General features: G+C 63.1%; 18 protein-coding genes and 1 tRNA gene. 3 read left to right on the forward strand and 16 right to left on the reverse strand.

Annotated elements, in window-relative coordinates; genetic code table 11:
* Positions 1–248: 248 nt before the first annotated feature.
* The 16 genes from AC3A56_RS16180 to uvrB form a co-directional block, all read right to left on the reverse strand.
* A complete protein-coding gene (locus tag AC3A56_RS16180) occupies positions 249–788 on the reverse strand; it encodes a DUF6931 family protein (protein WP_056717173.1) in 540 nt (179 codons plus the stop codon).
* Between the two features lie 16 nt (positions 789–804).
* Positions 805–2,781 (reverse strand): type VI secretion system Vgr family protein, encoded by a 1,977-nt coding sequence (locus AC3A56_RS16185; RefSeq protein ID WP_487771033.1) that lies wholly within the window; start codon positions 2,779–2,781, stop codon positions 805–807.
* A 149-nt stretch (positions 2,782–2,930) separates the two neighbouring features.
* Positions 2,931–4,298, reverse strand: coding sequence for a class I SAM-dependent DNA methyltransferase (locus tag AC3A56_RS16190; RefSeq protein WP_487771034.1), 1,368 nt, complete (start codon positions 4,296–4,298; stop codon positions 2,931–2,933).
* Between the two features lie 131 nt (positions 4,299–4,429).
* The gene (locus tag AC3A56_RS16195; RefSeq protein ID WP_056717155.1) at positions 4,430–4,717 is read right to left on the reverse strand and encodes a PAAR domain-containing protein; all 288 of its coding nucleotides are present in this window, start codon (positions 4,715–4,717) and stop codon (positions 4,430–4,432) included.
* A 329-nt stretch (positions 4,718–5,046) separates the two neighbouring features.
* Positions 5,047–6,156: a PI-PLC domain-containing protein gene (locus AC3A56_RS16200; RefSeq protein ID WP_056717154.1), complete on the reverse strand. Its 1,110-nt coding sequence runs from the start codon at positions 6,154–6,156 to the stop codon at positions 5,047–5,049.
* A 116-nt stretch (positions 6,157–6,272) separates the two neighbouring features.
* A complete protein-coding gene (locus AC3A56_RS16205) occupies positions 6,273–7,565 on the reverse strand; it encodes a hypothetical protein (protein WP_487771035.1) in 1,293 nt (430 codons plus the stop codon).
* 286 nt (positions 7,566–7,851) lie between these two features.
* Positions 7,852–10,596, reverse strand: a complete 2,745-nt coding sequence (gene tssH / locus AC3A56_RS16210) for a type VI secretion system ATPase TssH (protein WP_487771036.1) — start codon at positions 10,594–10,596, stop codon at positions 7,852–7,854.
* 118 nt (positions 10,597–10,714) lie between these two features.
* Positions 10,715–11,737, reverse strand: coding sequence for a type VI secretion system baseplate subunit TssG (gene tssG / locus AC3A56_RS16215; protein ID WP_204109221.1), 1,023 nt, complete (start codon positions 11,735–11,737; stop codon positions 10,715–10,717).
* Complete coding sequence (tssF, locus tag AC3A56_RS16220; RefSeq protein WP_056717171.1) at positions 11,701–13,584, reverse strand: type VI secretion system baseplate subunit TssF; 1,884 nt, start codon at positions 13,582–13,584, stop codon at positions 11,701–11,703. The genes tssG and tssF overlap by 37 nt, the downstream gene beginning before the upstream one ends.
* 6 nt (positions 13,585–13,590) lie before the next feature.
* On the reverse strand, positions 13,591–14,094 hold the full coding sequence (tssE, locus tag AC3A56_RS16225) for a type VI secretion system baseplate subunit TssE (protein ID WP_056717151.1): 504 nt from the start codon (positions 14,092–14,094) through the stop codon (positions 13,591–13,593).
* A gap of 16 nt (positions 14,095–14,110) precedes the next feature.
* Positions 14,111–14,902, reverse strand: a complete 792-nt coding sequence (locus AC3A56_RS16230; protein WP_056717150.1) for a type VI secretion system accessory protein TagJ — start codon at positions 14,900–14,902, stop codon at positions 14,111–14,113.
* Between the two features lie 206 nt (positions 14,903–15,108).
* On the reverse strand, positions 15,109–15,597 hold the full coding sequence (locus tag AC3A56_RS16235; RefSeq protein ID WP_040673222.1) for an Hcp family type VI secretion system effector: 489 nt from the start codon (positions 15,595–15,597) through the stop codon (positions 15,109–15,111).
* Between the two features lie 127 nt (positions 15,598–15,724).
* A complete protein-coding gene (gene tssC / locus AC3A56_RS16240) occupies positions 15,725–17,218 on the reverse strand; it encodes a type VI secretion system contractile sheath large subunit (RefSeq protein WP_007807833.1) in 1,494 nt (497 codons plus the stop codon).
* 6 nt (positions 17,219–17,224) lie between these two features.
* Positions 17,225–17,746: a type VI secretion system contractile sheath small subunit gene (gene tssB / locus AC3A56_RS16245; RefSeq protein WP_007807831.1), complete on the reverse strand. Its 522-nt coding sequence runs from the start codon at positions 17,744–17,746 to the stop codon at positions 17,225–17,227.
* A 1,067-nt stretch (positions 17,747–18,813) separates the two neighbouring features.
* Positions 18,814–18,888: transfer RNA gene (locus AC3A56_RS16250), tRNA-Val, on the reverse strand.
* 89 nt (positions 18,889–18,977) lie between these two features.
* Positions 18,978–21,002, reverse strand: coding sequence for an excinuclease ABC subunit UvrB (gene uvrB / locus AC3A56_RS16255; RefSeq protein WP_487771037.1), 2,025 nt, complete (start codon positions 21,000–21,002; stop codon positions 18,978–18,980).
* Positions 21,003–21,154: 152 nt separating this feature from the next.
* Between uvrB and AC3A56_RS16260 the strand changes: the two genes are divergently transcribed.
* From AC3A56_RS16260 to AC3A56_RS16270, 3 genes are all read left to right on the forward strand, one after another.
* Positions 21,155–21,715 (forward strand): GspH/FimT family pseudopilin, encoded by a 561-nt coding sequence (locus AC3A56_RS16260; RefSeq protein ID WP_082542832.1) that lies wholly within the window; start codon positions 21,155–21,157, stop codon positions 21,713–21,715.
* A 204-nt stretch (positions 21,716–21,919) separates the two neighbouring features.
* Entirely contained in the window at positions 21,920–22,357 is a 438-nt protein-coding gene (locus AC3A56_RS16265; RefSeq protein WP_487771038.1) for a universal stress protein, read from the forward strand.
* 159 nt (positions 22,358–22,516) lie between these two features.
* A complete protein-coding gene (locus AC3A56_RS16270; RefSeq protein ID WP_487771039.1) occupies positions 22,517–23,278 on the forward strand; it encodes a cyclic nucleotide-binding domain-containing protein in 762 nt (253 codons plus the stop codon).
* Positions 23,279–23,495 lie beyond the last annotated feature (217 nt).

Genomic DNA, 23,495 nt, shown 5'->3' on the forward strand with positions numbered 1-23,495 from the left:
TATTTGGCACTGGGACTTCCACATCCACGACCGAGCATCCTGCCCCTCCAACCTTCCATTCCCGCCCCGAGCCGAGCACTACCGTAGTGCCAGAAACTGCGAACCACCTACCGGGAAACCGACGCGCAACCGGCCACTACAGCCGGCAACTCACAAAAAATCTGCCGTCCACAATCGTATCGCCCCACGCCACGCCGGGCAAGGTCATGTCGGCTCGACCCCCTTTCCTTGGCTCGCCCCGCGGCAACTCAGGTGGCGCCGGCGACCCCGTTCAACAGGTTCATCGCCGGCTCGATGAAGGCGGCACGACGGCTTTCGAATTTCTCGTTCACCAGGGCAGCCAGCATGTTGATCGCCGCCACGACGGCGCAGGCCGTGAGATGGTCGGCCGGGGGCACCGGGGTTTCCTGCGAAGCCGGCGCCAGACTGCCGCCCGACCAGCCCGCCGCCGCCGCCACCCAGGCGCCAGCCGACTTGTAACCACCCGCGTTGGCGAACTCGAAGGCGGCGCGCCGATTGCTTTCGTTCGGCTCGCGCACCCACTTCTCGGCCAGCGAGGCACCGGCCTTGTCTTCCGGGTCCAGTACCTGGTCGCGTGCGCATTGGCACAGCCAGGCCACGGCGTATCGCTTGGGCAGCATCCGGGCCAGCAGTTTCAACGCATCCTGCACCTGCCCGGCCGCCACCAGCGCCTGCACGGCGGCCTGCGCGGTCATGTCGGGGGTGAGCAGCGCACTGGCCGGCTCGGACAATTCCATCTGGACGGATGCTTGCATGACAGATGACATCGACGTGCTCTCCAACCTAGCCAATCATGATGATGCCGCCGGATATCTGCGTCATCGCCTCGCCCTTGAGCATCAGCATCGGGCCCTTGACCGTCGTCATGGCGCCGCCGGCCACTTCGACCTGCGCGTCGGAATGGGCCTTCAGCGATACGCCTGCACCGAGGTCCATGTTGACGCCAGCCTTGGCGGCGATCTTCATGCTGCCGTCGATCGTGATGTTGACGCCCTTGATCGTGATCGAGCCATCGCTTTTCATGACGATGCTCGAAGCACCCGTGACCAGCTCGATCTCCGTGCCCGCATCGAGCTTGAACTTCTGGCCGATCGTGGTGGTGCCGTTCTGCTTGACGTCCAGCTTGTCGTCCTTGCCCACCGTCGCCGTGCGATTGCCGGTGATGTCCTCGGTCTGGTCGTTCTTGATGGTGATCTTCTCGTCGTGGTCGATCTGCACGAAATGATCGTTCTCCACTTCCTCGCGCATGTCCTTCTGCGCGTGCAGGAACAGCTCCTCGCTGCCCTTCTTGTCCTCGAAGCGGATTTCGTTGAAGTCGTCCGCGCCACCGCCTTCATGGCTGCGGCTCTTGACGCCGCTCTGGGTCTTGTTGTCGGGCAGCGCGTAAGGCGGCAGGTTGTCGGCGTTGTAGACGCTGCCGATCACCAGCGGGCGATCCGGGTCGCCTTCGAGGAAGCTGACCACCACTTCCTGCCCGACCCGGGGAATGTGCACGGCGCCCCAGTTCTTGCCGGCCCAGGACGATGCCACCCTGACCGGGCAGGAAATGTGGGCATTCTTCTTGTCCGACTTGTTCCAGTGGAACGTCACCTGGATGCGGCCGTACTTGTCCACCGAGATGTCTTCGGCCTTGTCGCTTCCCGACACCACGGCGGTCTGCAGGCCGACGACCATCGGCTTGATCGCCGTCTGCATGGTGCGGAACGGCTGGCGGCTGCTGATCACCGAGAAGTTGCAGAAGAACAGCTCGCCATCCGACCCACCGGAGGTGCGCGCGGCGTTCTCGATGTGCACGGTCGATCCGGTGACCAGGTACTCCTGGTTCAGTTCGGCGCGGGGGAACTTGGTCAGCTTGAACAGCGCGCCAGTCAACAGTCCCGGCGCGTTGGTCGAGCCCGAGCACAGCGACTGCGCCACGTTGATCGATTCGAGACGTACCTGGGCGTAGTGCTTGCCCGCGTCGCTGGTCTCGTGATCGCCGGGGAAGTCGAACGACTCCAGTCCGTTGACGGAGTGGTTTTCGTCGGCGTTGCTGATCGTTTCCTCCCCCAGCAGCGAAGTTTTCGGCTTCATCGGGTCGTAATCGGTCAGCGAATACTTGGTCGTCTGCACCGATCGGGCCGATGAAAAGTCGGTGATCGAGACCTCCAGCGCCGCGCGGCTTCCGCCGGCCTGCGGACGATACGGAAGTTGTGCGTACCCGCTGGTGGTGGCATGCGCCCCCAGCGAGTCGGCGAGCACCATGGTGTGCACGCCATCGGTGTGCTGAAAGAAGTAGTAGATGCCTTCCTGCTCCATCAGCCGGCTGATGAAGTTGAAGTAATCCTCGCGGTACTGCACGCAATAGTCGCGGGCCGGATAGTTGCCGCTCAGGCTCAGCTTCACGTCGCCATAGCCGAATTCGGCCAGCACCGCCTTGACGATGTCGGGCACCGATTGCTTGAGGTAGATGCGGCAATCGACCTTGTGCATCAGCAGCCAGGCCTTCGGCACCAGCGTCACCGCGTACTCGGCAAATCGCTCTTCCTTGAAGCTTTCGAACCCGGTCTGCGAAATTTCCGAGACCATGCCGCTGAAATAGCGCTTGTAACCCTCGGACTCGAAGGTGACCGTCATCGAGCTGCCGAGCAGAGGCAGCAGCTTCACTTCGCTGTCCGTGCTGATCAGCTTCAACTGGTAGGAAAACAGCCTCCCCAGCTGCTCGCCACCAGACAGACTGGCAGGCAGCAGCTTGTCACCGAGGTCTGACTTCAGTGTCATCCGATTCGTCATTTCCCATCTCCCCCAGCGAGCACGCGATTGCGTTCTTGCGAATCCCCAATGTTTATCATATTCCCGTCCAGCCCGGGAGAGGCGAATATCCCGTCAGCGCCCGTCCTGCGGCGCACAGTCTGGCAGGCCCTTTGCTTTCAGTTGCCGCGACGAGCCAGAACCACCCAGCCGGACACGGGCCGGCCAAGCTCCTTGCGCAGCGGGTGCGCCGCCATCTGCACTTCGCCGAACCCCGCTGCCTCCAGCGCCTGCAGCACGTGACGCCGGCTGTGCTGATAGCGGCCACTGGGATGCAACTCGACGCGATCGTCGTCACCCTCCAGCACTTCGAGCGTGAAGGCCAGTATCCCGCCGGGCCGCAGCGATGCATGGGTGGCCTGCACGACTTCATGCAGGTCACCGAAATAGATCAGGGTGTCCGCCGACAGCACGAGATCCCAGCACCTGCTGCCGCTGCCCAGGAACCGGCCCAGTTCGGCGACCTCCAGCGCGTCATAGCCGCCGCGGCTGCGCGCCTTGTCGATCATCTTGCCGGACAGGTCGACACCATGAAGCCGCCGCGCGTACGGGCGAACCAGCGGCGCGCACAACCCGGTGCCACAACCGGCATCGAGCACATCCAGGCGGGCGGCGGGCGGGCCCAGCATGCCGACCAGGTGCTCGATCAATACCTGCGGCGCACGATAGTCGAGGCGGTCCAGCAGCTGCTCGTCGAAACTGTCCGCAAACCCGTCGAAGATCTCCCGTACGTAGGCGTCATCCGCGCGGGCAGGCATCGTGCCGCCACCACAGGACGCCAGCATGTGGCGCGGCACGGGATGGTTCGGCTCGCGCGACAACCAGTCGCGGTAGACGTCAACCGCCTCCTCGCACCGGCCCAGCACGTACAGCGACACCCCCAGCTCCTGCAAGGCACGTGTATCGGTCTGGTCGCAGTGCCAGGCCTCCCGAAAACAGTCCACGGCGTCGGCCAGGTCCTCGATCACGTCCAGATGACTGCTCTTGAACAAGCCCATCAGCATGTGGGCGCGGCCAAGACGGGGTGCCTGTTGCAGCAACTCTTCATAGAACCGGAGGGCTTCCGTGGGCCGCCGCTGGGCCTCCAGTACGATGGCAAGATTGCCCAGCGCATCGAGATGATGAGGGACGCAAGCCAGCGCCCGGCGGTAGCAGGCTTCTGCTTCGGCGAGATGTCCCGACTCCTTCTGGATGTTGCCGAGGTTGTTGTGGGCTTCCGCGTGACCAGGCACCGCGCGCAGCGCCATCCTGATCAATCGGGTGCCGTCATCGCTGTCGCCGCGCTGGTGACGCAGGACTCCCAGGAAATGCAAGGCGTCGGGTTGGCCCGCCTTCATCTGCAGGGCATGTCGATAGCCGGCCTCGGCTTCGTCGAGACGGCCTGCCTGATGCGCTTCGATTGCCTGCCGCATCGTCTTCATCACGCGATGCGACAGATCCGGGCCGCGGCGACCGCTTCCGACCCGACCAGCGGATGACCGGCTCACCCGCCGAGCTCCGGCATCCCAGGCAAATGCCTGGCGCCCGGCTCGCGGGATGGCGATCCGCCCTCTGGCGCCCGCCAACGATCAAGGCCGGTGATCACTGCAGCACGCGGCGTCTCCATGACTTTCCCCGGTCAGTTGATGATCACCGTGAAACAACCGAGCACGATGGTTCCGCCATGCGCCATCATGTCACCCATGCGGGCCGCCGGCATGTTGGCGATGAGCACCTTGAACGAGCCCATGGCGATCATGTCGGGTGGCCCGGCGCAGACGGCCATGTCGGTCACCCGAGCAGCGGGCAATCCCCCAATGAGCACCGTGGGCGCACCCGGGCCGGAAATGGGACCGCCCACGTGTGGCACCGGTCCGGTAAACATCGGGCAGACATGCATGTCGGTAAGTCGCGCTGCTGGAGGCATGAGCTTCCCTCTCCCTCAATGATTGGATGAATTATGCGCCGTACCGGGCGTCCTTAGTCGTTTGACAGTAATTCCTTCGCCACCGACAACTTGCTCCTGGTACCGAACTTCAGTCCGGTGCCGCCGAACATGTTGGCGACTAGCCGCTGGCGGGCACGCGCCAGCTCACCCATGGCTCTGAACTCGCCCATGCTCAATGGCTTCGATGGCATGTCCCATGGCCCCAAGATGGAAGGCAAACCCTCGCGGTTCTGCTTTCCAAGATCCCTGCGCGTCCGATGAGGAATCAAGCTGACTCACCCATACGCGGAAAGCGCCCCTGAATTGATTTACACGTTGAACTGGACGGAATTGCCCGGCTTGTCGATACCGTTGTTCAACTGAATGATGTCGGCCCGACTCAGCCGATTCAGATCGTAGATCGTCTGTCCTTTGTTCTCGTCGGCAAAATCGACCATGATGAAATTCGGCAGGTATATCTGGAAATTCGTGGCGTGCGAATCCAGGGGAAAGGCCTCCGGAACGCTGTTGCTCATGTAGTTGTAGCCACCTTCCGTCCACAACTGCTTCAGTTGCTGCTTTCCATTCGTGGTCCAGGCCTTCTTGTCCCTGCCCTTGATGCTTCGCACCATGCCGGTCTGCGTCCAATACATCATCCGGAGCACGTCACGCGAGTAATGCGCCGTATTGGCGTCGCCAAGAATGCGCCTCTGCTTGTCGATGTTCTGGAGGAACTTCCCCTTCACCGGAGAGCTGAATGCATAGTCCAGAGGCTGCACGATATCCGTTCCACCCTTCCCGTAATAGACGAGGCCGTTGATATGGTCGGGCATCACGCCATGGGGATAGAGGCTGACAACTTGTGCCGCACCATCCGCAATCGTCGCGCCCGCCTGGCTCAATTTGGAAAAGCCGTCAGGCATGAACCCGCAGACCACCTTGCCGCCCATTTCGTCGAGGGTATGGTTGGCCAGATTGCCCGGCTTCTTGTAGAGCCGGGTTTTCAACTTGCTCTGGCAAGCTTCGAGGATCAACTCGTAGTTGGCCGACTTGTCGAACTTGAGTATCAGGAATTCGTCCTGGTACTTCTCGACGAAGCGGAACGCGCCATCGAGGATGTCGTCCAGGTCCATGCCCCAATCGCCGAGCACCATGCGCGTGACCTCGATGTTCCGGGTGGTTCCGCCCACGTTTTTCGACTTCAACTCCGGCGTGTTCTTGCCGTGGAACGCGGAAAGCTTGGCGCCGCCGTGGCCGGTTCGCTGACCCGAAATGCGGATATCGAAAATGCGCACGCCGCACTTGGCCTGGTGATAGATCGACTTGCTCTGGGTACGGGCACGGATGCCGCCCGAATTGATCGCGGCGTCGTGGCTGCCGGCCATCACGATCTCGTTGACCTTTTTCTGCCCGCCGAGCGAGTGGTATTCAATGGCCATTTCGACATCCTTCAATGGGGTGGGAGCGCACGCATCGCGGGCACTCGGGCATCAATGAAAAGCAGAAAAATCTCCATACCTGTCTGGTCCGGAGCACAGCGAACCCACCCCGCGCTTCATGCGTGCAAGGGGAAAGTTGCCGGCCAGACACTGACGCGGCGATCCGCATAGCGGCCACCACCAACCTCGACGGTGTACGTGGGATCGTCCGTCAGCAATCCTTTGCTCATCAGCGAATCACGCAGGAACGCGCTGCTTCCGACGGCCTGGAACAAGCGGCTGTCGACCTTGGACAGCAGCAGGTTGCCGTTGCCGACATCCTCGAAGATCGTTTGATAGGCACCGGGATAGGCGGCCGCGAAACAGGCCCGGTGATGTTCGTTGATCCAGTAGCTTTCCTTGCCGCCGCGGGTGTAAAGATCCATCCTGGAATGCTTGGCGGCGGAACGCCGTCGCAATCCACCGCCAACGATGCGGTTCTTCATCCCGCTGGTCTGGTAGCTCTTGTGTTCGGAAAGCCCCATGACCAGGCGGGCGTATCCCTCGCACATGTCGGCTGCCGAGCAAAGGAAGTTGTAGGGAACGCCATCGATCGAGGTACCGAGGCTGCGCAGGAATCCGCAGGCCAGGTTCCGCGTGATATACGCGGCGTAGGCAGGCTCGTTCGGGATCACCTGGGCATTGTGCACACCCGGCATCGGCAGCATCACCGCCGTGGTGCGGCCCGGATCGACGACAGTCAGGCGACTCCAGTCCTGCGGCTTGAATGACTTGCGCATCTCGTGCATCGCAATGATCGCGATGTAACGTGCCACGTTGGGGGTCAGTCGTGTGGTGTCCTCGATGGTCTTGCCGGCACTCAACCCGGCGACCGGGTCGACCCCGAAAATATTGCACTCCAGCTCGTTGCCGAACACCTCGTTCAGGGCCGCCGCGATGCGGATGCACGTCACCGCGCCACGGCTCCAGCCCGCCAGGTTCACCCGATCGATGGCTTGGCCATGCTCGAAGATCAAGTCCTGGATGATGTTGACCGTACGGATCACGTTCTCGTCCCAGCCGAGTCCGCTGAGATTCCCCAGCGCGTTGCCGACCTTGTTCGAGCGCGTCAGTTTCGACGTGGAGGTCTTGCCACCCAACGCCTTGCTGAACGACGAGCCACCACCACCCGACCCCGAAATGCGATTGCCCGTGATCGGGTTGACCTGCTGGGGAAGCGCGATGCCCCCGACCATTCCCGAGCCGGGCCCCTCGTTGATCAGATAGCTGCCCGGAGTAACCAGCGACCCTGCCAGCCTCGCCTCCGAGCCGTCCGTATGGTTATGAAACCAAGCCACCAGCTCATTGCTTTCCGTCGCCTTTACCCGGTTGAACCCGGTACCGTGGCAGTACACCGTGAACGTAGTCATATCGATTCCTGGTTATCGCTGGCCGCCCCTAAGGTGCGTACCCGCGGCACATGGGCAACGTCATGCCCACCAATGGAACTTCAACTTCGCATCCCTTCGCCTGAGGTCCGCAGCAAGCCCGCGCCAGATCAAGCCGGGCGCGGTGACGGTCATCCTCCGAGTTTCCGGGCTCACGCAACTGCCCTGATGTGAAGGGGAGCGCGCGCTGCGAAGACGTCCGGTCGACTTGCAGCGATTTCGCGCTTTGTCCTTTCAGGAAGGCAATCACCTGCCGTTTGCCCGACGGTCACCCGAAAGCGTACGAAAACTCTCCGTCCGTCACCCCCACCTGCACCTTCGCCACGTCCTCCCCGGCAATCATCCTGGTGAGGAACGCGCGCGAGATGTCTGGCAGCATCGAGTTGGTCAGGATGGCGTCGATCATGCGCCCGCCCGATTCGGTCTCGGTGCAGCGTTCGACCACCAGCTTCACCACGTCTTCGCTGTATTCGAACGGGATCTTGTAGCGGGCCTCGACGCGCTTCTTGATGCGGTTGATCTGCAGCTTGACGATCTTGCCCAGCATCTCGGGACTGAGCGGGTAGTACGGAATCGTCACCAGACGGCCCAACAGTGCGGGCGGGAAGATCTTCAGGAGCGGCTCGCGCAACGCCTTGGCCATGCCCTCGTGATCAGGCATCAGTTCCGGGTCCTTGCACAGGCCGGCGATCATCTCGGTGCCGGCATTGGTGGTGAGCAGGATCAGGGTGTTCTTGAAGTCGATCGAGCGGCCTTCACCGTCTTCCATCACGCCCTTGTCGAAGACCTGGAAGAAGATCTCGTGGACGTCGGGGTGGGCCTTCTCGACTTCGTCCAGCAGCACCACCGAATACGGCTTGCGCCGCACCGCCTCGGTAAGCACGCCGCCTTCGCCGTAGCCGACATAGCCGGGGGGCGCGCCCTTGAGGGTCGAGACGGTGTGCGCTTCCTGGAATTCGCTCATGTTGATGGTGATGATGTTCTGCTCGCCGCCGTACAGTGCCTCGGCCAGGGCGAGCGCGGTCTCGGTCTTGCCGACGCCGGAGGTGCCGGCCAGCATGAACACGCCGATCGGCTTGTTCGGATCGACCAGGCCGGCACGCGAGGTCTGGATGCGCTTGGCGATCATCTCCATCGCGTGATCCTGGCCGATCACGCGGGCACCCATCAGGCTGGCCAGGTTCATCACGGTCTCGAGTTCGCTCTTGACCATGCGACCGACCGGGATGCCGGTCCAGTCCGACACCACCGAACCCACAGCCTGCTGATCGACCGAGGCCAGGATCAGCGGATGTTCGCCCTGCAGTTCGGCCAGTTGGACCTGCAAGTCCTGCAGTTCCTTCAGCGCGGTCGCGCGATCGTCACCGGCAAGGGCCGCTTCGCCAGCGGGCGCTTCCTTGGCGTCAGCAACCTGGTTGGCCGACTCTTCCAGCGCGCTGCCGGTGCCTTCGACCGGCGCGGAAGAACCACGCAACTTCGAACGGATGTCGAGGATCCTGTCGACCAGATCCTTCTCCTTGACCCAGTTCGCCTCCAGCGTTTCCAGCCGCGCCTTCTGTGTCGCCAGCTTTTCGTTGGCGCTTTCCTCGCGGGCGGTCACGTTCACGCCGACGTTCTTCTCGCGGGCGATGATGCCCAGCTCGGTTTCCAGCGCCTGGATGCGCTTGCGGGTGTCGTCCACCTCGGCCGGCACCGCATGCTGGCTGATCGCCACACGGGCGCACGCAGTGTCGAGCAGGCTGACCGACTTGTCCGGCAATTGGCGCGCGGGTATGTAGCGGTGTGACAGTTTCACCGCGGCTTCCAGCGCCTCGTCGAGGATCTGCACCTTGTGGTGCTTCTCCATCACGCTGGCGACGCCGCGCATCATCAGGATCGCCTTTTCTTCGCTGGGTTCGTCGATCTGCACGGTCTGGAAGCGACGGGTCAGCGCCGGATCCTTCTCGATGTGCTTCTTGTACTCGGCCCAGGTGGTGGCGCCGATCGTGCGCAGGTTGCCGCGTGCCAGCGCGGGCTTGAGCAGGTTCGCCGCATCACCAGTACCGGCCGCGCCGCCGGCGCCGACCAGGGTGTGCGCCTCGTCGATGAACAGGATGATCGGCCTGGTCGAGGATTGCACCTCCTCGATCACCTGCTTCAGGCGGTTCTCGAACTCGCCCTTCATGCTGGCGCCGGCCTGCAGCAGGCCCACGTCAAGCACGCGCAGTTGCACGTCCTTCAGCGGCGGCGGCACGTCGCCGATGGCGATGCGCATGGCGAAGCCTTCGATCACCGCGGTCTTGCCCACGCCGGCCTCGCCGACCAGCATCGGGTTGTTCTGCCGGCGGCGCATCAGGATGTCGACCAGCTGGCGGATCTCGTCGTCGCGACCGACGATCGGGTCCATCTTGCCGTCGCGCGCCTGTGCGGTGAGGTCGATGGTGAACTGCGCCAGCGCTTCCTGTTTGCCCATCTGCGCCGGCGACATCGCACCGCTGGCTTCGCCCGGCGCCGAGCCCCCGCCCATCTTGAAACCGTCGTTGGCGCTCAAGCCGTCTTCGGGTGAACCGCCGACCACCTCGGCGAATTTCTCGACCAGGGCCTCGGGCTTGATCTTGTCGAATTCGGCCGAGATGTTCACCAGGGCATTGCGCAGGTTGCGCGTGCGCATGCAGCCGACGATCAGGTAGCCGGTGCGTACCTGGGCTTCGCCGAACATCAGGGTGGCGAATACCCAGGCGCGCTCGACTGCTTCCTCGACGTTGCTCGACAGGTCAGAGATGGACGACGAACCACGCGGCAGTCGATCCAGCGCATCGGTGATGTCACGCGCCAGGTTCGACGGGTTGAGGTTGAACTGCTTGACGATGCGATGCAGGTCCGAATCCTGCAGTTGCAGGATCTGGTGAATCCAGTGCACCAGTTCCACGTAGGGATTGCCGCGCAGTTTGCAGAACACGGTAGCGCTTTCGATGCCGCGAAAAGCAAGCTTGTTGAGCTTTCCGAACAGGGCGCCGCGACTGATTTCGGCCATGATCATCGTTCCTTTGCAGTAGTTGTCGTTCAGCGGACTTCTTGCGATGTCGAACTGGTATCTGCCCGCGCCGTTCGGGCGGCGCGATCGTGTAATGAACTGTCTTCGCCCTGCCTGGTCAGCCCACCGGCTTCAGGACAACCTGGTCGGCGTCATCGTCCCGGTGCACCTGCCCCATCCACGTCGTCAGCCCCATGCGGCCACCCTGTCCCAACCGGGTTGCGGGCACCTCGTCCCTTTTCAGGACCAGCTGCACGTCCCAGGCCTTTTCTTCGCCGACATAGGTCTTCACCGCGGCCACGAGCTGCTTCAGCGCCTCGCCCCCCGGCAGGAAATTGTTGAACTCGGCCCGGCTCAGCGGCCCCAACCGCAGGCGGAATCGCTGCTGACTGCCCCATACGTACTGGCCGGTGACCGTGGTCAGTCCCAGCGCCGCCACCTCGCCCGAGGCACCAAGGCGCAGGTGGGACTCCGGGGGCAGACGCATCCACTCGGCGACAAACTCGACAATCCCCACCGGGATGCGGAAGAAGCGTTCGAGCAGGCCTTTCAGCCCTTCGGCATTGCGTGCCTGCTGCAGTAACCGCCCGGCGAAGAAGCGCTTGAACTGGTCCGGCAGCGCATCGCGCCCCTCGAGATTGGGCGTGGCCAGGCCGACCAGGGCGCCCATGTACAGGCGGAACCGGTCTTCATCCGGCCGATCCAGATGCACGGTGGGCTGCGAGTCGGCCCAGGTGCGGTAGAACAGGCTCATCATCCGGTGATGGAAGATGTCCGCGAAGGCGGAGAATGTGCGATCCCGCGAGTTCAGCTCGCGGTCCATGGCATATTCGGTGAGATGCAGCGGCAACGGTGCATTCGGGCCGAACAGGCCGAAGAAGAGGCCATGCATGCGCGCCGGTCGGCCACCACCGCCCGGCTGGTAGCGATCGACCGTCCTGGGTGCGAACGCCAGCGACGGCGTCTGGCACAGGCGCACGAAATCCTCTGCGGCCTTGGCCGAATGCCCCAGCCTGGGCCGCTCGGGATGGGCACACTCAAGCCGCCGGATCGCTTCGAAAAACTCGAAGTCCTCCGGACGATCGCGCAGCGCATTCTCCAGCGCTACAACGTCTGCCGTGTTCCGAGCCGAGCCGGCCATCGAGCGACCTCATTGCGTTCCAAAGTACGCAGGACTGTTTCAGTGAAGGAATTGATGGACACGTAGCGCGCAAAGAACTGCTGCATCACCGCGCCAAGAAGGAAAGCGCCGGTGCCTTCGAAGGCACCATCGTCACAGGTAAGCGTGATTTCCAGGCCACGACCGAAAGTGATCGGTCCCTGCACCGGAATACGCCGCACGATGGGCTGCGAGCTCACCGCCTTCACGCCCTCAACCTGCCGCAGCGCACTGGAGTCGAACTCGTCGCAATAGAGCGTCAGCATCTCGCGCAAGGCCGAGGCGCCTTCGCCGGCGTTGTTCTCCAACAGCGATACGTAATTCAGTTGCAGATGGCTGAGCAGCCGCCACGCTGTCTCGCCCGTGGCCACCGGCGCACGTGGCTTGGTGGGACCGGCAACACAACGGATGGATTCGACAGGCGCACCGGTCTCCAGGGTGAAGTCGGTCTTGGACTTGCCCACCGGCATCTGCAGCGGCAGGTCGCGGTTGGTGCACATCAGCTGCATGCCGATCTGGCGCAGCTCGGTCGAGTACGGCGCCTCGCTGGAGTCAACCAGCGCGATGAACATCTCGTTGCCGATGTAGCTGGAACGCGCACCCTGCCGCTTCTGTCGCGAGGACACCAGCCGCGGCTCGCGGCGTATCGTGTAGTAGGCCGAATGTTGGCTGTGCCAGGTGCGTTCGTCGCAACCATAGAAGGGCAGGAACCGCTGCTCCGGTTCCTGTCGGTCACCGAAACCCTCGACGTTGCCGATGCTGTGGATCTCGAAATCCATCGGCCGCGTGCGATCAGCCAGGATGTGGTACTCGGCCTTGCCCTGCTGCAGATGGATGCGATCGGCCCGGCGGGGAAACAGGTTGATGGCGGGCGTGCAGAACAGACGAAAGTTGTTGAGGTCGATCGCGTTGTGCAGGCTGGCCACGCTGCGATCGAACAGCACGACGATCTCGAACTCGTTGCCCCTGGAGCGACTCAGCAACGACTTCAGCCCGGTGAATTCGGCGAACAGGAAGCGCTCGGGACAGGCAAAGTATTCCTGCAACAGCCGGTAGCCGCTGAAGGACCGGCCACTGTACGGAATGAGCGCCTCGTCATCGTCGAAACCACGCCGGTGAATGGCGCTGGCGTCATGTGTCTGGCTGATCTCGCCGCTGGCCCCCATGGCCCGCACCATGTAACAGACCGCATTGCCCAGCAGCTGTTCGTAAAGACGCTTGGGCAATTCGTCCGCGCCGGCGATGAAGACCGGCAACTTGTCCAGTGCCAGCATGTTGGCCTGGGCGCCCGCCGTGACGCGAAGCTTGAGCCGAAGGCCGGCACGCACCGTCTTGCCTGCGGGCAAGGCCACCCCCGCCGCGGCGATGGCCGCAGGTGTCTCGAAATACTTCGCTTCGATCAGTTCCAGCGGCCACAGGGTGACGTCGTGCGCAGTGCGATACTCGCACGTCGTGCGGTCATCCTTGCCGGCAAGACTGCGAAGCGCCGTGTGCCGGGCCACCGTATGACCGGCGAGCAGGCCGCTCTCTTTCAGATCCGGTTGCATCTGGACCACGGCCATGGACGGCACGGGCGCCAGGTAATGCGGGTAGATCATTTCCAGCAGGTGCTGGGTGAACACCGGGTATTGCGCGTCCAGCTTGAGCTGCACGCGCGCGGCGAGGAAGGCGAAACCCTCGAGCAGACGCTCGACATAAGGGTCGGCGCACTCGAAGCCTTCCAGGCCAAGACGCCCGGCGATCTTCGGGTATTCGCGCGCAAACTCGCCGCCCATCTCGCGGACGTGTTGCAGTTCCCGGTTGTAGTACCGCAGCAGTCGTGGGTCCATGGTCAATCAGCCGAAGCCTTCCGATACCTTGAAGTTGCCTGTTTCCAGATCGACTTCGGTCTTCAGGTAGAGATTCAGCGGGATCGGCTGCGCCCACATTTCCGAGTCGATATTGAAGACCAGTGCCTGTCGATCCATGCGCTTGGACATGGCCGTGGCCGTGACCCGAAGCGTGTTGGCCGTGAGCCGGGGCTCAAAGGCGAGAATCGCATCCCTGACCTGGCGCTGCAGCACATCCGGATTGATTCCGGACAAGGCCATGCCGGTCAGGTCCGGGATGCCGAAATTGAGTACCGAGCGCGCCACCTCGGGATATTCGGACAGGTCGTTGTCGGCATCCATGCTCACGCAGTTCAGCAGCCACGACATGTCCCGCGTGACACAGTCACGCAGCCGCGTGGCCGAAATGACCCGCTTCTCGCGGCTCTCTTCGAGCTTGCCCGGTTCGTCGTCGGTAAGGCGATCGAGCAGCGATGGCTGAAGTCGTTCCTGGGTGGTCAATTCAGCCATGGCGATGCATCCCGGCTCAGGCGGCGTCGAACGCGATCAATCGCGCGTCGAAGAGCGAATACTCTGCCGCATCGGTGGCCAGCATGCGCTGGCCCAGGCCCACATGCAGTCCTTCACCTTGCTCGGTCCAGTCGGTACGGCGGCCGAGCACGAGGTCATGATCCCCAGTGAGCTCGCTGCCTGCATAACGCCCCGGAATGAAACCGATCGCTTTCCCGCCATTGCTCCAGGTGACCTGGGTCGGCACCCAGATCTTGTCGCGCAAATCGCTTGGTGCCTCGAACTTCAGCTCGCTCAGGCGCGAGAACGGCACCCAGGAGTAACCACCGTTGACGATGATCTCCAGACAGGGGCCGATGCGCGGGTCCGCGTCGGCGATCCACTCGAACGCATTTCCGTCGATATTTCCGGCTACTGCCGGCGCCTGCTCGAAAGCCTGTTCACGCAGGGCGGCGGCCTGCTCATGCTGTCCTTCGGCGTCCAACTTGAGTGCCTGGAGCAGCAGCGCCAGCCATTGTTCCGGTTCTCCGATGATCACCGGCATGCGCTTGCCGGCAAAGACCTCGGCGCGCACGAGCTCGCCGCGCAATGCTTCGGAATACGCGCCCACCATCATGGCGTTGAGCGGATCAAGCTCGCCGCAGACGTTCAACTGGTTCTGTGCCCGCTCCCATTGTCCGAGCAGGGCCAGCAACTGGAATAAAAAAACCCGGCGCTTGGCGTCTGCCGGGTTGTTGCGTACTTCTGCAGTGAGCAATTGCAGTGCCTCGTCAGGCCGACCATCTTTGAGCTTGCTCTCGGGCGTCATGTCATTCTCGGAAGCGTATCTGTGGACATGTCCACAGACAGGCCCGTTGTCCATGCTTGGCCCCGGAGCCACTCGCGCACGAGATCCGCAAGACCACGCACGGCCTGGTTCTGGACCAGACCTGCGCGTGCACCGAGCGGACGATCAGAGCGGAAGCTCCGGGGTTCAACCCCGGCTGTGTTGCAAGCCGGGGAGCATCGCGTGATTTAAGCGACTTCTTCGACGCTGTACGCGACCGTGCCGGCTTCGCTGACCTTGCCCTTGTCGTCCTGGGTGGAATAGGCGACTTCGAACTTGGCAAACGCCAGCGAGATGTTCTCGGTCAGCATGTCCTCACCACCCGAGCCACCGGTGCTGTAGCTGGTGACCATCACGCTGGTGAGCGTGACTTTCAGGTAGTCATCCTGCGTGCCGCCGGCCTTGGACACATAAAGGATGGCCGAATCGGAATGGGCGCCGGTGGTCAGGGCCTTCATGAACTGCGTCGAGCTCTTGTCCACATACTTCGTGATGCTGATGTCCTGGACGTTGGCCTTGCCGGCGCCGCCGCCGCTGCCATGGCCGAACGAGCCACTCTGCGACATGCCCCACGACCAGGCCAGGAGCTGAATCTTGCCAGCGTGCTTCTTGTGCTTCGACTCACCGGTAAAGGTGACCGAACCGCCCTTCAACTCCAGATGCATGTCTAATGCCATGAGAATTCTCCTTGTCAGTTTTGGTCAATTGAACCGGATTGGCCTTCTACTCTTCACCAACGATCCGGCGATGTTGCGTGCAACCACTTGCGCCATGAAGCCATGAAACGAACATCTGGCAGGAGCGTCAGCTCTTTGCCGCAGACGGCAGGCGGGAAACCAGCCGCAAGGACACCGTCAAACCTTCCAGCTGGTAATGCGGCTTGAGGAAGAACTTCGAAGTGTAGAAACCCGGTGCGCCCTCCACTTCTTCCACGATGACTTCCGCCGCGGACAGGGGCTTGCGCGCCTTGGTTTCCTCGCTGGAGTTGGCCGGGTCACCGTCGACGTACTGGCCGATCCAGGACCCCAGCCACCGCTCCATCGCATCACGATCCTTGAACGAACCGATCTTGTCCCGGACGATGCACTTCAGGTAATGCGCGAAGCGGCAGCAGGCGAACATGTACGGCAGACGTGCGCCGAGGGCCGCGTTCGCGGTCGCGTCCGGATCGTCGTACTCGTCCGGCTTGGCCAGCGACTGCGCGCTGATGAACGCCGCCATGTCCGAGTTCTTCCTGTGGACCAGCGGCATCATGCCCATCTTGTCCAGTTCGGCCGAACGGCGGTCGGTGATGGCGATTTCGGTCGGGCACTTCATGTCCACGCCGCCGTCGTCGGTGGGGAACGTGTGCGCCGGCAGGCCTTCCACCGCACCACCGGACTCGATGCCGCGGATGCGCGAGCACCAGCCATATTCCTTGAACGAACGGTTGATGTTCACCGCCATCGAGTAAGCCGCGTTCTGCCAGGTGTACTTGGAAGAGTCGGCGCCACTGGTGTCCTCTTCGAAATTGAACTCCTCGACCGGGTCGGTCTTGGAGCCATACGGGAGGCGCGCGAGCGTGCGCGGCATGGTCAGACCGATGTACTTGGCGTCGTCCGACTCGCGCAGCGAACGCCACGCGGCGTAGTCCGGCGTGGAAAACACCTTGGCCAGATCACGCGGATTGGCCAGTTCGTTCCAGCTGTCCATCCCCATCAGCGTGGATGCCGCCGCGGAAATGAACGGCGCGTGCGCCGCCGCCGCGACCTGCGCGATACCGCTCAGCAGCTCGACGTCGGGCGGGCTGTGGTCGAAATAGTAGTCACCCACCAGGCAGCCGTAGGGTTCACCACCGAGCTGGCCGTATTCTTCCTCGTACATCTTCTTGAAGATCGGGCTCTGGTCCCAAGCCGTGCCCTTGTAGCGCTTCAGGGTCTTGGCCAGGTCCTTCTTGGAGATGTTCAACACGCGGATCTTCAACTGCTGATCCGTTTCGGTGTTGTTGACCAGGTGATGCAGGCCGCGCCACGCGCTCTCCAGCTTCTGGAAATCGGCGTGGTGCATGATCAGGTTGATCTGCTCGCTGAGCTTGCGATCGATCTCGGCGATGTAGGCGTTGATGGTCTGCGCAACGTCGTCCGAGACGATGTCGGAACGGCTCAGCACCTGTTCTGCCAGGGTACGGACGGCCGATTCCACTTCTTCCTTGGCGCGGTCGCTCTTGGGCTTGAATTCCTTGTTAAGCAGCGCAGCAAAATCGCCGGCGTCCAGAGTTTCTGTGGCGCCACCCTGTTCGGCTAGTTTCTCGGTTGCCATGCGTGCTTACTCCCCGTCTTTGTTGTTGTCGTCGGACGGCTTCGGCGCTGAAGCCAGCGACTGCAGCAGCGCCGGGTCCTTCAATGCCTGGGCGATCAGGTTCTCTGCGCCGGCCTTGCCGTCCATGTAGGTGTCGAGGTTGGCAAGCTGGGTACGCGCCTCAAGCAACTTGGCCACGGCGCCCACCTTGCGGGCCACCGCCGCCGGCGAAAAGTCATCCATGCTCTCGAATGTGATGTCGACCGCGAGATTGCCTTCGCCGGTCAGGGTGTTGGGAACGGCAAACGTCACCCTGGGCTTCATCGACTGCAACCGGTTGTCGAAGTTGTCGACATCGATCTCCAGCGCCTTGCGGTCCTCGATCGAGGGCAGCTCGCCAGCGTTCGCACCGGAGAGATCCGACATCACGCCCATCACGAACGGAACCTGGACCTTCTTCTGCGCGCCGTAGACCTCGACGTCGTATTCGATCTGCACGCGCGGCGCACGGTTGCGCGCGATGAACTTCTGACTGCTTTGCTTGGCCATGCCTTGTCTCCCGGTAAATGCTCTTGCAGTTCGAACGGAACGATCAATTCGGTGCGGTACCTGTGTGCGCGTGCCGAAAAAAAACCTACATCGGTGAGCCGACGTTCCCGCAGCGCGAAATGACCGCGATGGAGAACTGCCGGGATTTGCATTGATGCCCTTCATTGCTGCTGCCCGACATCCCGAAAGCTGCAAGCGCACATGCGCTGCACAGCCGGACCCGTTCAATCAGCCGGACGTTGCATCAATTGGAATTGCGCAATTTCGAAATACTGCGAACTGCAGGTTCCGGCGCCCATGGGCACGCGGCGGGGATCCCGGCACAGTCTCCGGATCAGACCCGATACCACCAGATGGTTCGCAAGCGTGATCGTCCACCCCCTTCATTCCATGCGTCGGACAGGCTCGACGAGGCTCCTTGCTTGCCTCGCCCTGATCTTTCCACCTCATGGCCAAGCCCGTCTCATCCGGACGAACGCACCAGCTGCCGAATTGCAGCAATGAAGTGTCTTGCAACCCCCGTATCAACCATCGTCACCGAAATGCTGCACTTGCCAGCACAGTCCGTGATACCCGGAGGCCCCTGAATCTGATATCTGCGAAACGGCAGGTTTCTGCGCTTCGCTTCAATCCTGAACCAACTTGGTTCGCCCGATAACGTACATCTGCAATCGCCTGTCTGCAAGCTGAATTTGAAGCTGTCGACGGTAATGACAACAAACTAACAACCAGCCGGCGCCCGATGACAGCCGCGACACGACAATTGCTGCTGCATCATGTGATTGAGAAGCATCGCGGGACGCGAGTTTCTGTAGGTTTTTGCCCCGTCCTGGTGATCATGCACACGGGAAAGGAGCCGGCCAGCCCGGCCGAAAACGGCAGCGCCGCTGGCAAGCCGATTCACTGAATCTCCCATTGCAGGAAAATCGATGCATCCGCTAAACGGAGTCCAGTTCGACATCGGGATGCGCCCGCCTGCCATGCCGGGAACGTCAGGATGCCGATTCCGATGACCGAAAACAGAAGCGGCGCGAACCCTGGGGATCGCGCCGCTTCTGGATTTCAATTGGTGGGCGGTACAAGGATCGAACTTGTGACCCCTACCATGTCAAGGTAGTGCTCTACCGCTGAGCTAACCGCCCGTATCGCGCCTGACCTGCCACGCGAGCCGCGCAGTATACGGGAGCCGAAGGCGATCGACAATATCCCGTCGGCAACGGGTTTCCCGGGCTCAACGCAGCGATTGCTCGCGCAATTGATGGATCTGGTCGCGCAGACGGGCGGCATCCTCGAATTCCAGGTTCTGCGCGTGTTTGTACATCTGCGTCTCCAGCTTTTTCAGCAGTGCCGAAGCCTGCTGCGAACTCATGCCTGCATAATCGGCAGCCTGCTCGGCCACGGCGGCCTGACTGCGGGACGATGACTTGCCGCCACGGCGGTTGCCAGCATCGCTGCGCGCCCCTTCCATGATGTCGGCGATGCGGCGCAACACGGTCTTTGGCGTTATACCGTGCGCTTCGTTGTAAGCCAGCTGCTTTTCGCGACGGCGGGCGGTTTCGTCCATCGCGGCCTGCATCGAGCGGGTGACGTTGTCGGCATACAGGATCGCCTTGCCGCGCACGTTGCGCGCGGCGCGGCCGATGGTCTGGATCAGCGAGCCGGTGGAACGCAGGAAGCCCTCCTTGTCCGCGTCGAGCACCGCCACCAGCGACACCTCGGGCATGTCCAGGCCTTCGCGCAGCAGGTTGATGCCGACCAGCACGTCGAACTCGCCCAGGCGCAAATCGCGGATGATTTCGCTGCGCTCGACCGTCTCGATGTCCGAGTGCAGGTAGCGCACCTTCACGTCGTGTTCGGACAGGTATTCGGTGAGGTTCTCGGCCATGCGCTTGGTCAGCGTGGTGACCAGCACGCGGTCGCCCATCGCGATGCGCTTGTGCGCCTCGCTGAGCAGGTCGTCGACCTGGGTGCGCACCGGGCGCACCTCCACTTCCGGATCGACCAGGCCGGTGGGACGCACCACCAGCTCGGTCACCGCGTCGCCGGACTTCTGCAGTTCGTAGTCGCGCGGCGTGGCGGAGACGTAGATCGCCCGCGGCACGCGCTCCTCCCATTCCTCGAAGCGCAGCGGCCGGTTGTCCATCGCTGAGGGCAGCCGGAAACCGAACTCGACCAGGGTTTCCTTGCGCGAGCGGTCGCCCTTGTACATCGCGCCCAGCTGCGGCACGGTAACGTGGGACTCGTCGACCACCAGCAGGCCGTCGGCCGGCAGGTAGTCGAACAGCGTAGGTGGCGGTTCCCCCGGCGCGCGCCTGGTCAGGTGGCGCGAGTAGTTCTCGATGCCCTGGCAGTAACCGACCTCGGCCATCATCTCCAGGTCGAAGCGGGTGCGCTGCTCCAGCCGCTGCGCCTCGACCAGCTTGTTTTCCCTGTACAGATATTCCAGCCGTTCCTTCAGCTCGACCTTGATCGTCTCGATCGCGTTCAGCACGCTCTCGCGGGTGCTGGCGTAGTGCGTGCGGGGGTAGACGGTGTAGCGCTGCACCTTGCGGATGGTTTCTCCGGTGAGCGGGTCGAACAGCGCCATCTTCTCCACTTCGCCGTCAAACAGCTCGATGCGCAGCGCCTCGGTTTCCGATTCGGCCGGGAACACGTCGATGATCTCGCCGCGCACGCGATAGGTGCCGCGGCGCAATTCCGTCTCGTTGCGGGTGTACTGCAGCTCGGTCAGCTGGTGGATCAGCTTGCGCTGGTCGATGCGCTCGCCGGTGGCCAGGATCAGGCGCAGGCTGAGGTAGTCCTCCGGATTGCCCAGGCCGTAGATCGCCGACACCGTGGCCACGATGATCGAATCGCGCCGCGACAGCAGCGCCTTGGTCGCCGACAGCCGCATCTGCTCGATGTGCTCGTTGATCGAGGCATCCTTCTCGATGAAGGTGTCCGACGCCACCACGTAGGCTTCCGGCTGGTAGTAGTCGTAATAGCTGACGAAGTATTCCACCGCGTTGTGCGGAAAGAATTCCCTGAACTCGCCGTACAGCTGCGCCGCCAGCGTCTTGTTCGGCGCCATCACGATGGTCGGCCGCTGCACGCGTTCGATCACGTTGGCGATGGTGTAGGTCTTGCCCGAACCGGTCACGCCGAGCAGGGTCTGCGCGGCCAGGCCGGCCTCGAAACCCTCGGCCAGACGCGTGATGGCCTGCGGCTGGTCGCCGGCGGGCTGATAGGGAGCAACAAGTTGGAAGCGATCAGTCATCGGCTACAGATGTGGGCGCGGTGCGACATTCTAAATCGGGCCTGCTGACAGGAAGTGTCACCAGAAGCCGACGAACGGAAGGCTGCGCGGCCACTGGAGAGGAAACACCCGCGCCATAGCATGGATGTCCGGTCCACGCAGGAGGCGACGCCGTGACGATACCCGGGAACCGCAGGCCATGGCACGGGCAAACCGGCTTTACCCTGATCGAGCAGATCATGGTGCTCGCCATCATCGGCATCCTGGCCAGCGTGGCCACACCGTCCCTGCATCGCATGGTCGGCCGCAACGAACTGCGGGTTGCCCAGATGGATTTCATCAGCGCCCTGCAGCACACGCGTCAGACAGCCGTGATGAGCGGCAGGCGTTCGCTGTTCTGCCCTACCCGGGATGGCGGCAACTGCAGCGGTGAAACCCGCTGGGACGAGGGCTGGCTGGTCGGGCACGACAGCAATGGCGACGACCAGCCGGACGGGCATCCCCTGCGCGTCGGCAGCGGCCATCGCGGGAAGCTGCTGATCCAGAGCAGCAATGGCAGGCACGTCGTCCGCTTCCACCCGGACGGCACCGCCGGTGGCAGCAATATCACCCTGCTGTTCTGCCAGCCGGCGCACGCCAGCGACGCACTCACCGTCGTGGTTTCCAACGCCGGCCGGGTTCGCGGCGCACCGGCCAGTGCAGCGCAGATCGCCACCTGCGCCCATCTGAACTGACCCTGGGCGCACTCGGCGCCCACTTGATCCCGGTCAATACCCCATTCAGCGGATGCGCACATGCTGTCTTCCGATCCCCGAGGAGACCGCGTGGCACGTGATCTGCCTGGCGTCCGACGAATCGAAGTTCGTGGCCGGCAGCGGCGGGGCATCGATGGCGGCCACACCTGCCGCTGACCTTCCACAACCCATGAGAAGTTCGCCATGTTCAAGCGCATCCTGCTGCCTGTCGACGGTTCCGAACTGTCCCTGCGCGCCGTCGATACCGGCATCGAGCTGGCCGCCCGGCTGGGCGCCAGCGTGTACGCCTTCCACGTGATCGCACCGTTCCCCGCCTCCATCTACTTCGCGGAAATCATCCAGGCCAACGAGCCGACCTATACCAGCGAGGCCATCGCCAACGCCGAGAAGTACCTGGCCGACGTGAGTCGGCGCGCACAGGCCGCCGGAGTTCCCTGCGAGGGCAGCCACGAGACCGACGCACGGCCCTACGCGGCCATCGTCGGCGCCGCGCGCAAGCAGCAGTGCGACCTGATCGTGATGGCCTCGCACGGCTGGCGCGGCTTCGATCGCTTGTTGCTGGGCAGCGAGACGCACAAGGTGATTCTCAACGGCGACGTACCGGTGCTGGTCTGCCGCTGACTGGGCAACTGGCTGGCGGAACTGACACCGCCCCGGCTTCGGACACCTTGTCCAGCCGGTCCTGCACGGCGAGAAACCAGGCTGCCATGCTATCGTTCAAGGCGTCCGCCACCACCGGCGCGCTCGCCCGGGCCGCTCCCGGTATCGCCCGAGAAGTTGATGGAAACAGCCGCCGCCGTGCTCGACCTGAACCAGCTGCGCCGCAGTTGTTCGTCCTGTGCCTTGAGTGAACTGTGCCTGCCCGCCGGGATTGGCGGCGACGACCTCGAAAAGCTCGACATGACGATCCGCGACAAGCGCATGCTCGATCGGGGCGGCGCGTTGTATCGCGATGGCGATCCCTTCCAGGCGCTCTACGTGGTGCGTTCGGGTTCGTTGAAGACCTTCGTGCAGGACGACACCGGCGCTGTGCAGATCCTGGGCTTCCACCTGCCCGGCGACATCGTCGGTTTCGATGCGCTGGCGACCGATCGGCACGTCAGCCAGGCCGAGGCGCTGGAGCGCAGCAGCATCTGCGAGCTGCCGTATGAGCGCCTGCAACAGGTCACCAGCGAGGTGCCGGCGCTGCATCGACAGCTGATGCGCGTGGTCAGCCGCGAGGTGGTCGAGGAACACCGGCATACGGTGGTGATGGGACGGCAGCAGGCACAGGAGCAGCTGGCGATCTTCCTGAAGAGCCTGTCCGATCGCTACCAGCGCCTGCAGCGTGACGGCAGCATGCTGACCCTGTCGATGTCGCGCTACGACATCGCCAACTACCTCGGCCTGGTGGTCGAGACGGTCAGCCGCCTGTTCTCGCGCATGGAGGAGATGGGCGTGCTCGAAGTGAACCGGAAGGCCGTACGAATCCGCCGTCCCGATTTGCTGGCCGGGCTGTGTCGCGGAAACGTGGCCGCCGCCAAGCATCGCGAAGCCAACTAGGCCTGACCGACCGGCCGGGCCAGCCCCGGCAGCACCCGCTTCCCCTCCCTGCATGACGCCTGCGCCGCGCGATCGGCGAAGGGTTGCGGCCCATTCGCGTCCGCGGCACGGCCACCGCGACAATTCGCGCAGGCAGGCGAAGGGTTCGCTTGACCTGCATCAACAACGACGACGGTCGCCTCGACCAGCATGCGCGCATCTTTCAGGGAGATGCACC

The organism is Rhodanobacter sp. Soil_C_14 (assembly GCF_057657335.1).

Excerpts from the sequence above, each read along its gene's own strand:
- tssE (WP_056717151.1), bottom strand. The coding sequence starts at position 14,094 with ATGGCTGAATTGACCACCCAGGAACGACTTCAGCCATCGCTGCTCGAT.
- tssG (WP_204109221.1), bottom strand. The coding sequence starts at position 11,737 with ATGGCCGGCTCGGCTCGGAACACGGCAGACGTTGTAGCGCTGGAGAAT.
- AC3A56_RS16265 (WP_487771038.1), top strand. The coding sequence starts at position 21,920 with ATGTTCAAGCGCATCCTGCTGCCTGTCGACGGTTCCGAACTGTCCCTG.
- AC3A56_RS16180 (WP_056717173.1), bottom strand. The coding sequence starts at position 788 with ATGTCATCTGTCATGCAAGCATCCGTCCAGATGGAATTGTCCGAGCCG.
- AC3A56_RS16205 (WP_487771035.1), bottom strand. The coding sequence starts at position 7,565 with ATGACTACGTTCACGGTGTACTGCCACGGTACCGGGTTCAACCGGGTA.
- AC3A56_RS16200 (WP_056717154.1), bottom strand. The coding sequence starts at position 6,156 with ATGGCCATTGAATACCACTCGCTCGGCGGGCAGAAAAAGGTCAACGAG.
- uvrB (WP_487771037.1), bottom strand. The coding sequence starts at position 21,002 with ATGACTGATCGCTTCCAACTTGTTGCTCCCTATCAGCCCGCCGGCGAC.
- AC3A56_RS16195 (WP_056717155.1), bottom strand. The coding sequence starts at position 4,717 with ATGCCTCCAGCAGCGCGACTTACCGACATGCATGTCTGCCCGATGTTT.
- tssF (WP_056717171.1), bottom strand. The coding sequence starts at position 13,584 with ATGGACCCACGACTGCTGCGGTACTACAACCGGGAACTGCAACACGTC.
- tssC (WP_007807833.1), bottom strand. The coding sequence starts at position 17,218 with ATGGCAACCGAGAAACTAGCCGAACAGGGTGGCGCCACAGAAACTCTG.
- AC3A56_RS16230 (WP_056717150.1), bottom strand. The coding sequence starts at position 14,902 with ATGACGCCCGAGAGCAAGCTCAAAGATGGTCGGCCTGACGAGGCACTG.
- AC3A56_RS16185 (WP_487771033.1), bottom strand. The coding sequence starts at position 2,781 with ATGACACTGAAGTCAGACCTCGGTGACAAGCTGCTGCCTGCCAGTCTG.
- AC3A56_RS16270 (WP_487771039.1), top strand. The coding sequence starts at position 22,517 with ATGGAAACAGCCGCCGCCGTGCTCGACCTGAACCAGCTGCGCCGCAGT.
- tssH (WP_487771036.1), bottom strand. The coding sequence starts at position 10,596 with ATGGCCGAAATCAGTCGCGGCGCCCTGTTCGGAAAGCTCAACAAGCTT.
- AC3A56_RS16235 (WP_040673222.1), bottom strand. The coding sequence starts at position 15,597 with ATGGCATTAGACATGCATCTGGAGTTGAAGGGCGGTTCGGTCACCTTT.
- tssB (WP_007807831.1), bottom strand. The coding sequence starts at position 17,746 with ATGGCCAAGCAAAGCAGTCAGAAGTTCATCGCGCGCAACCGTGCGCCG.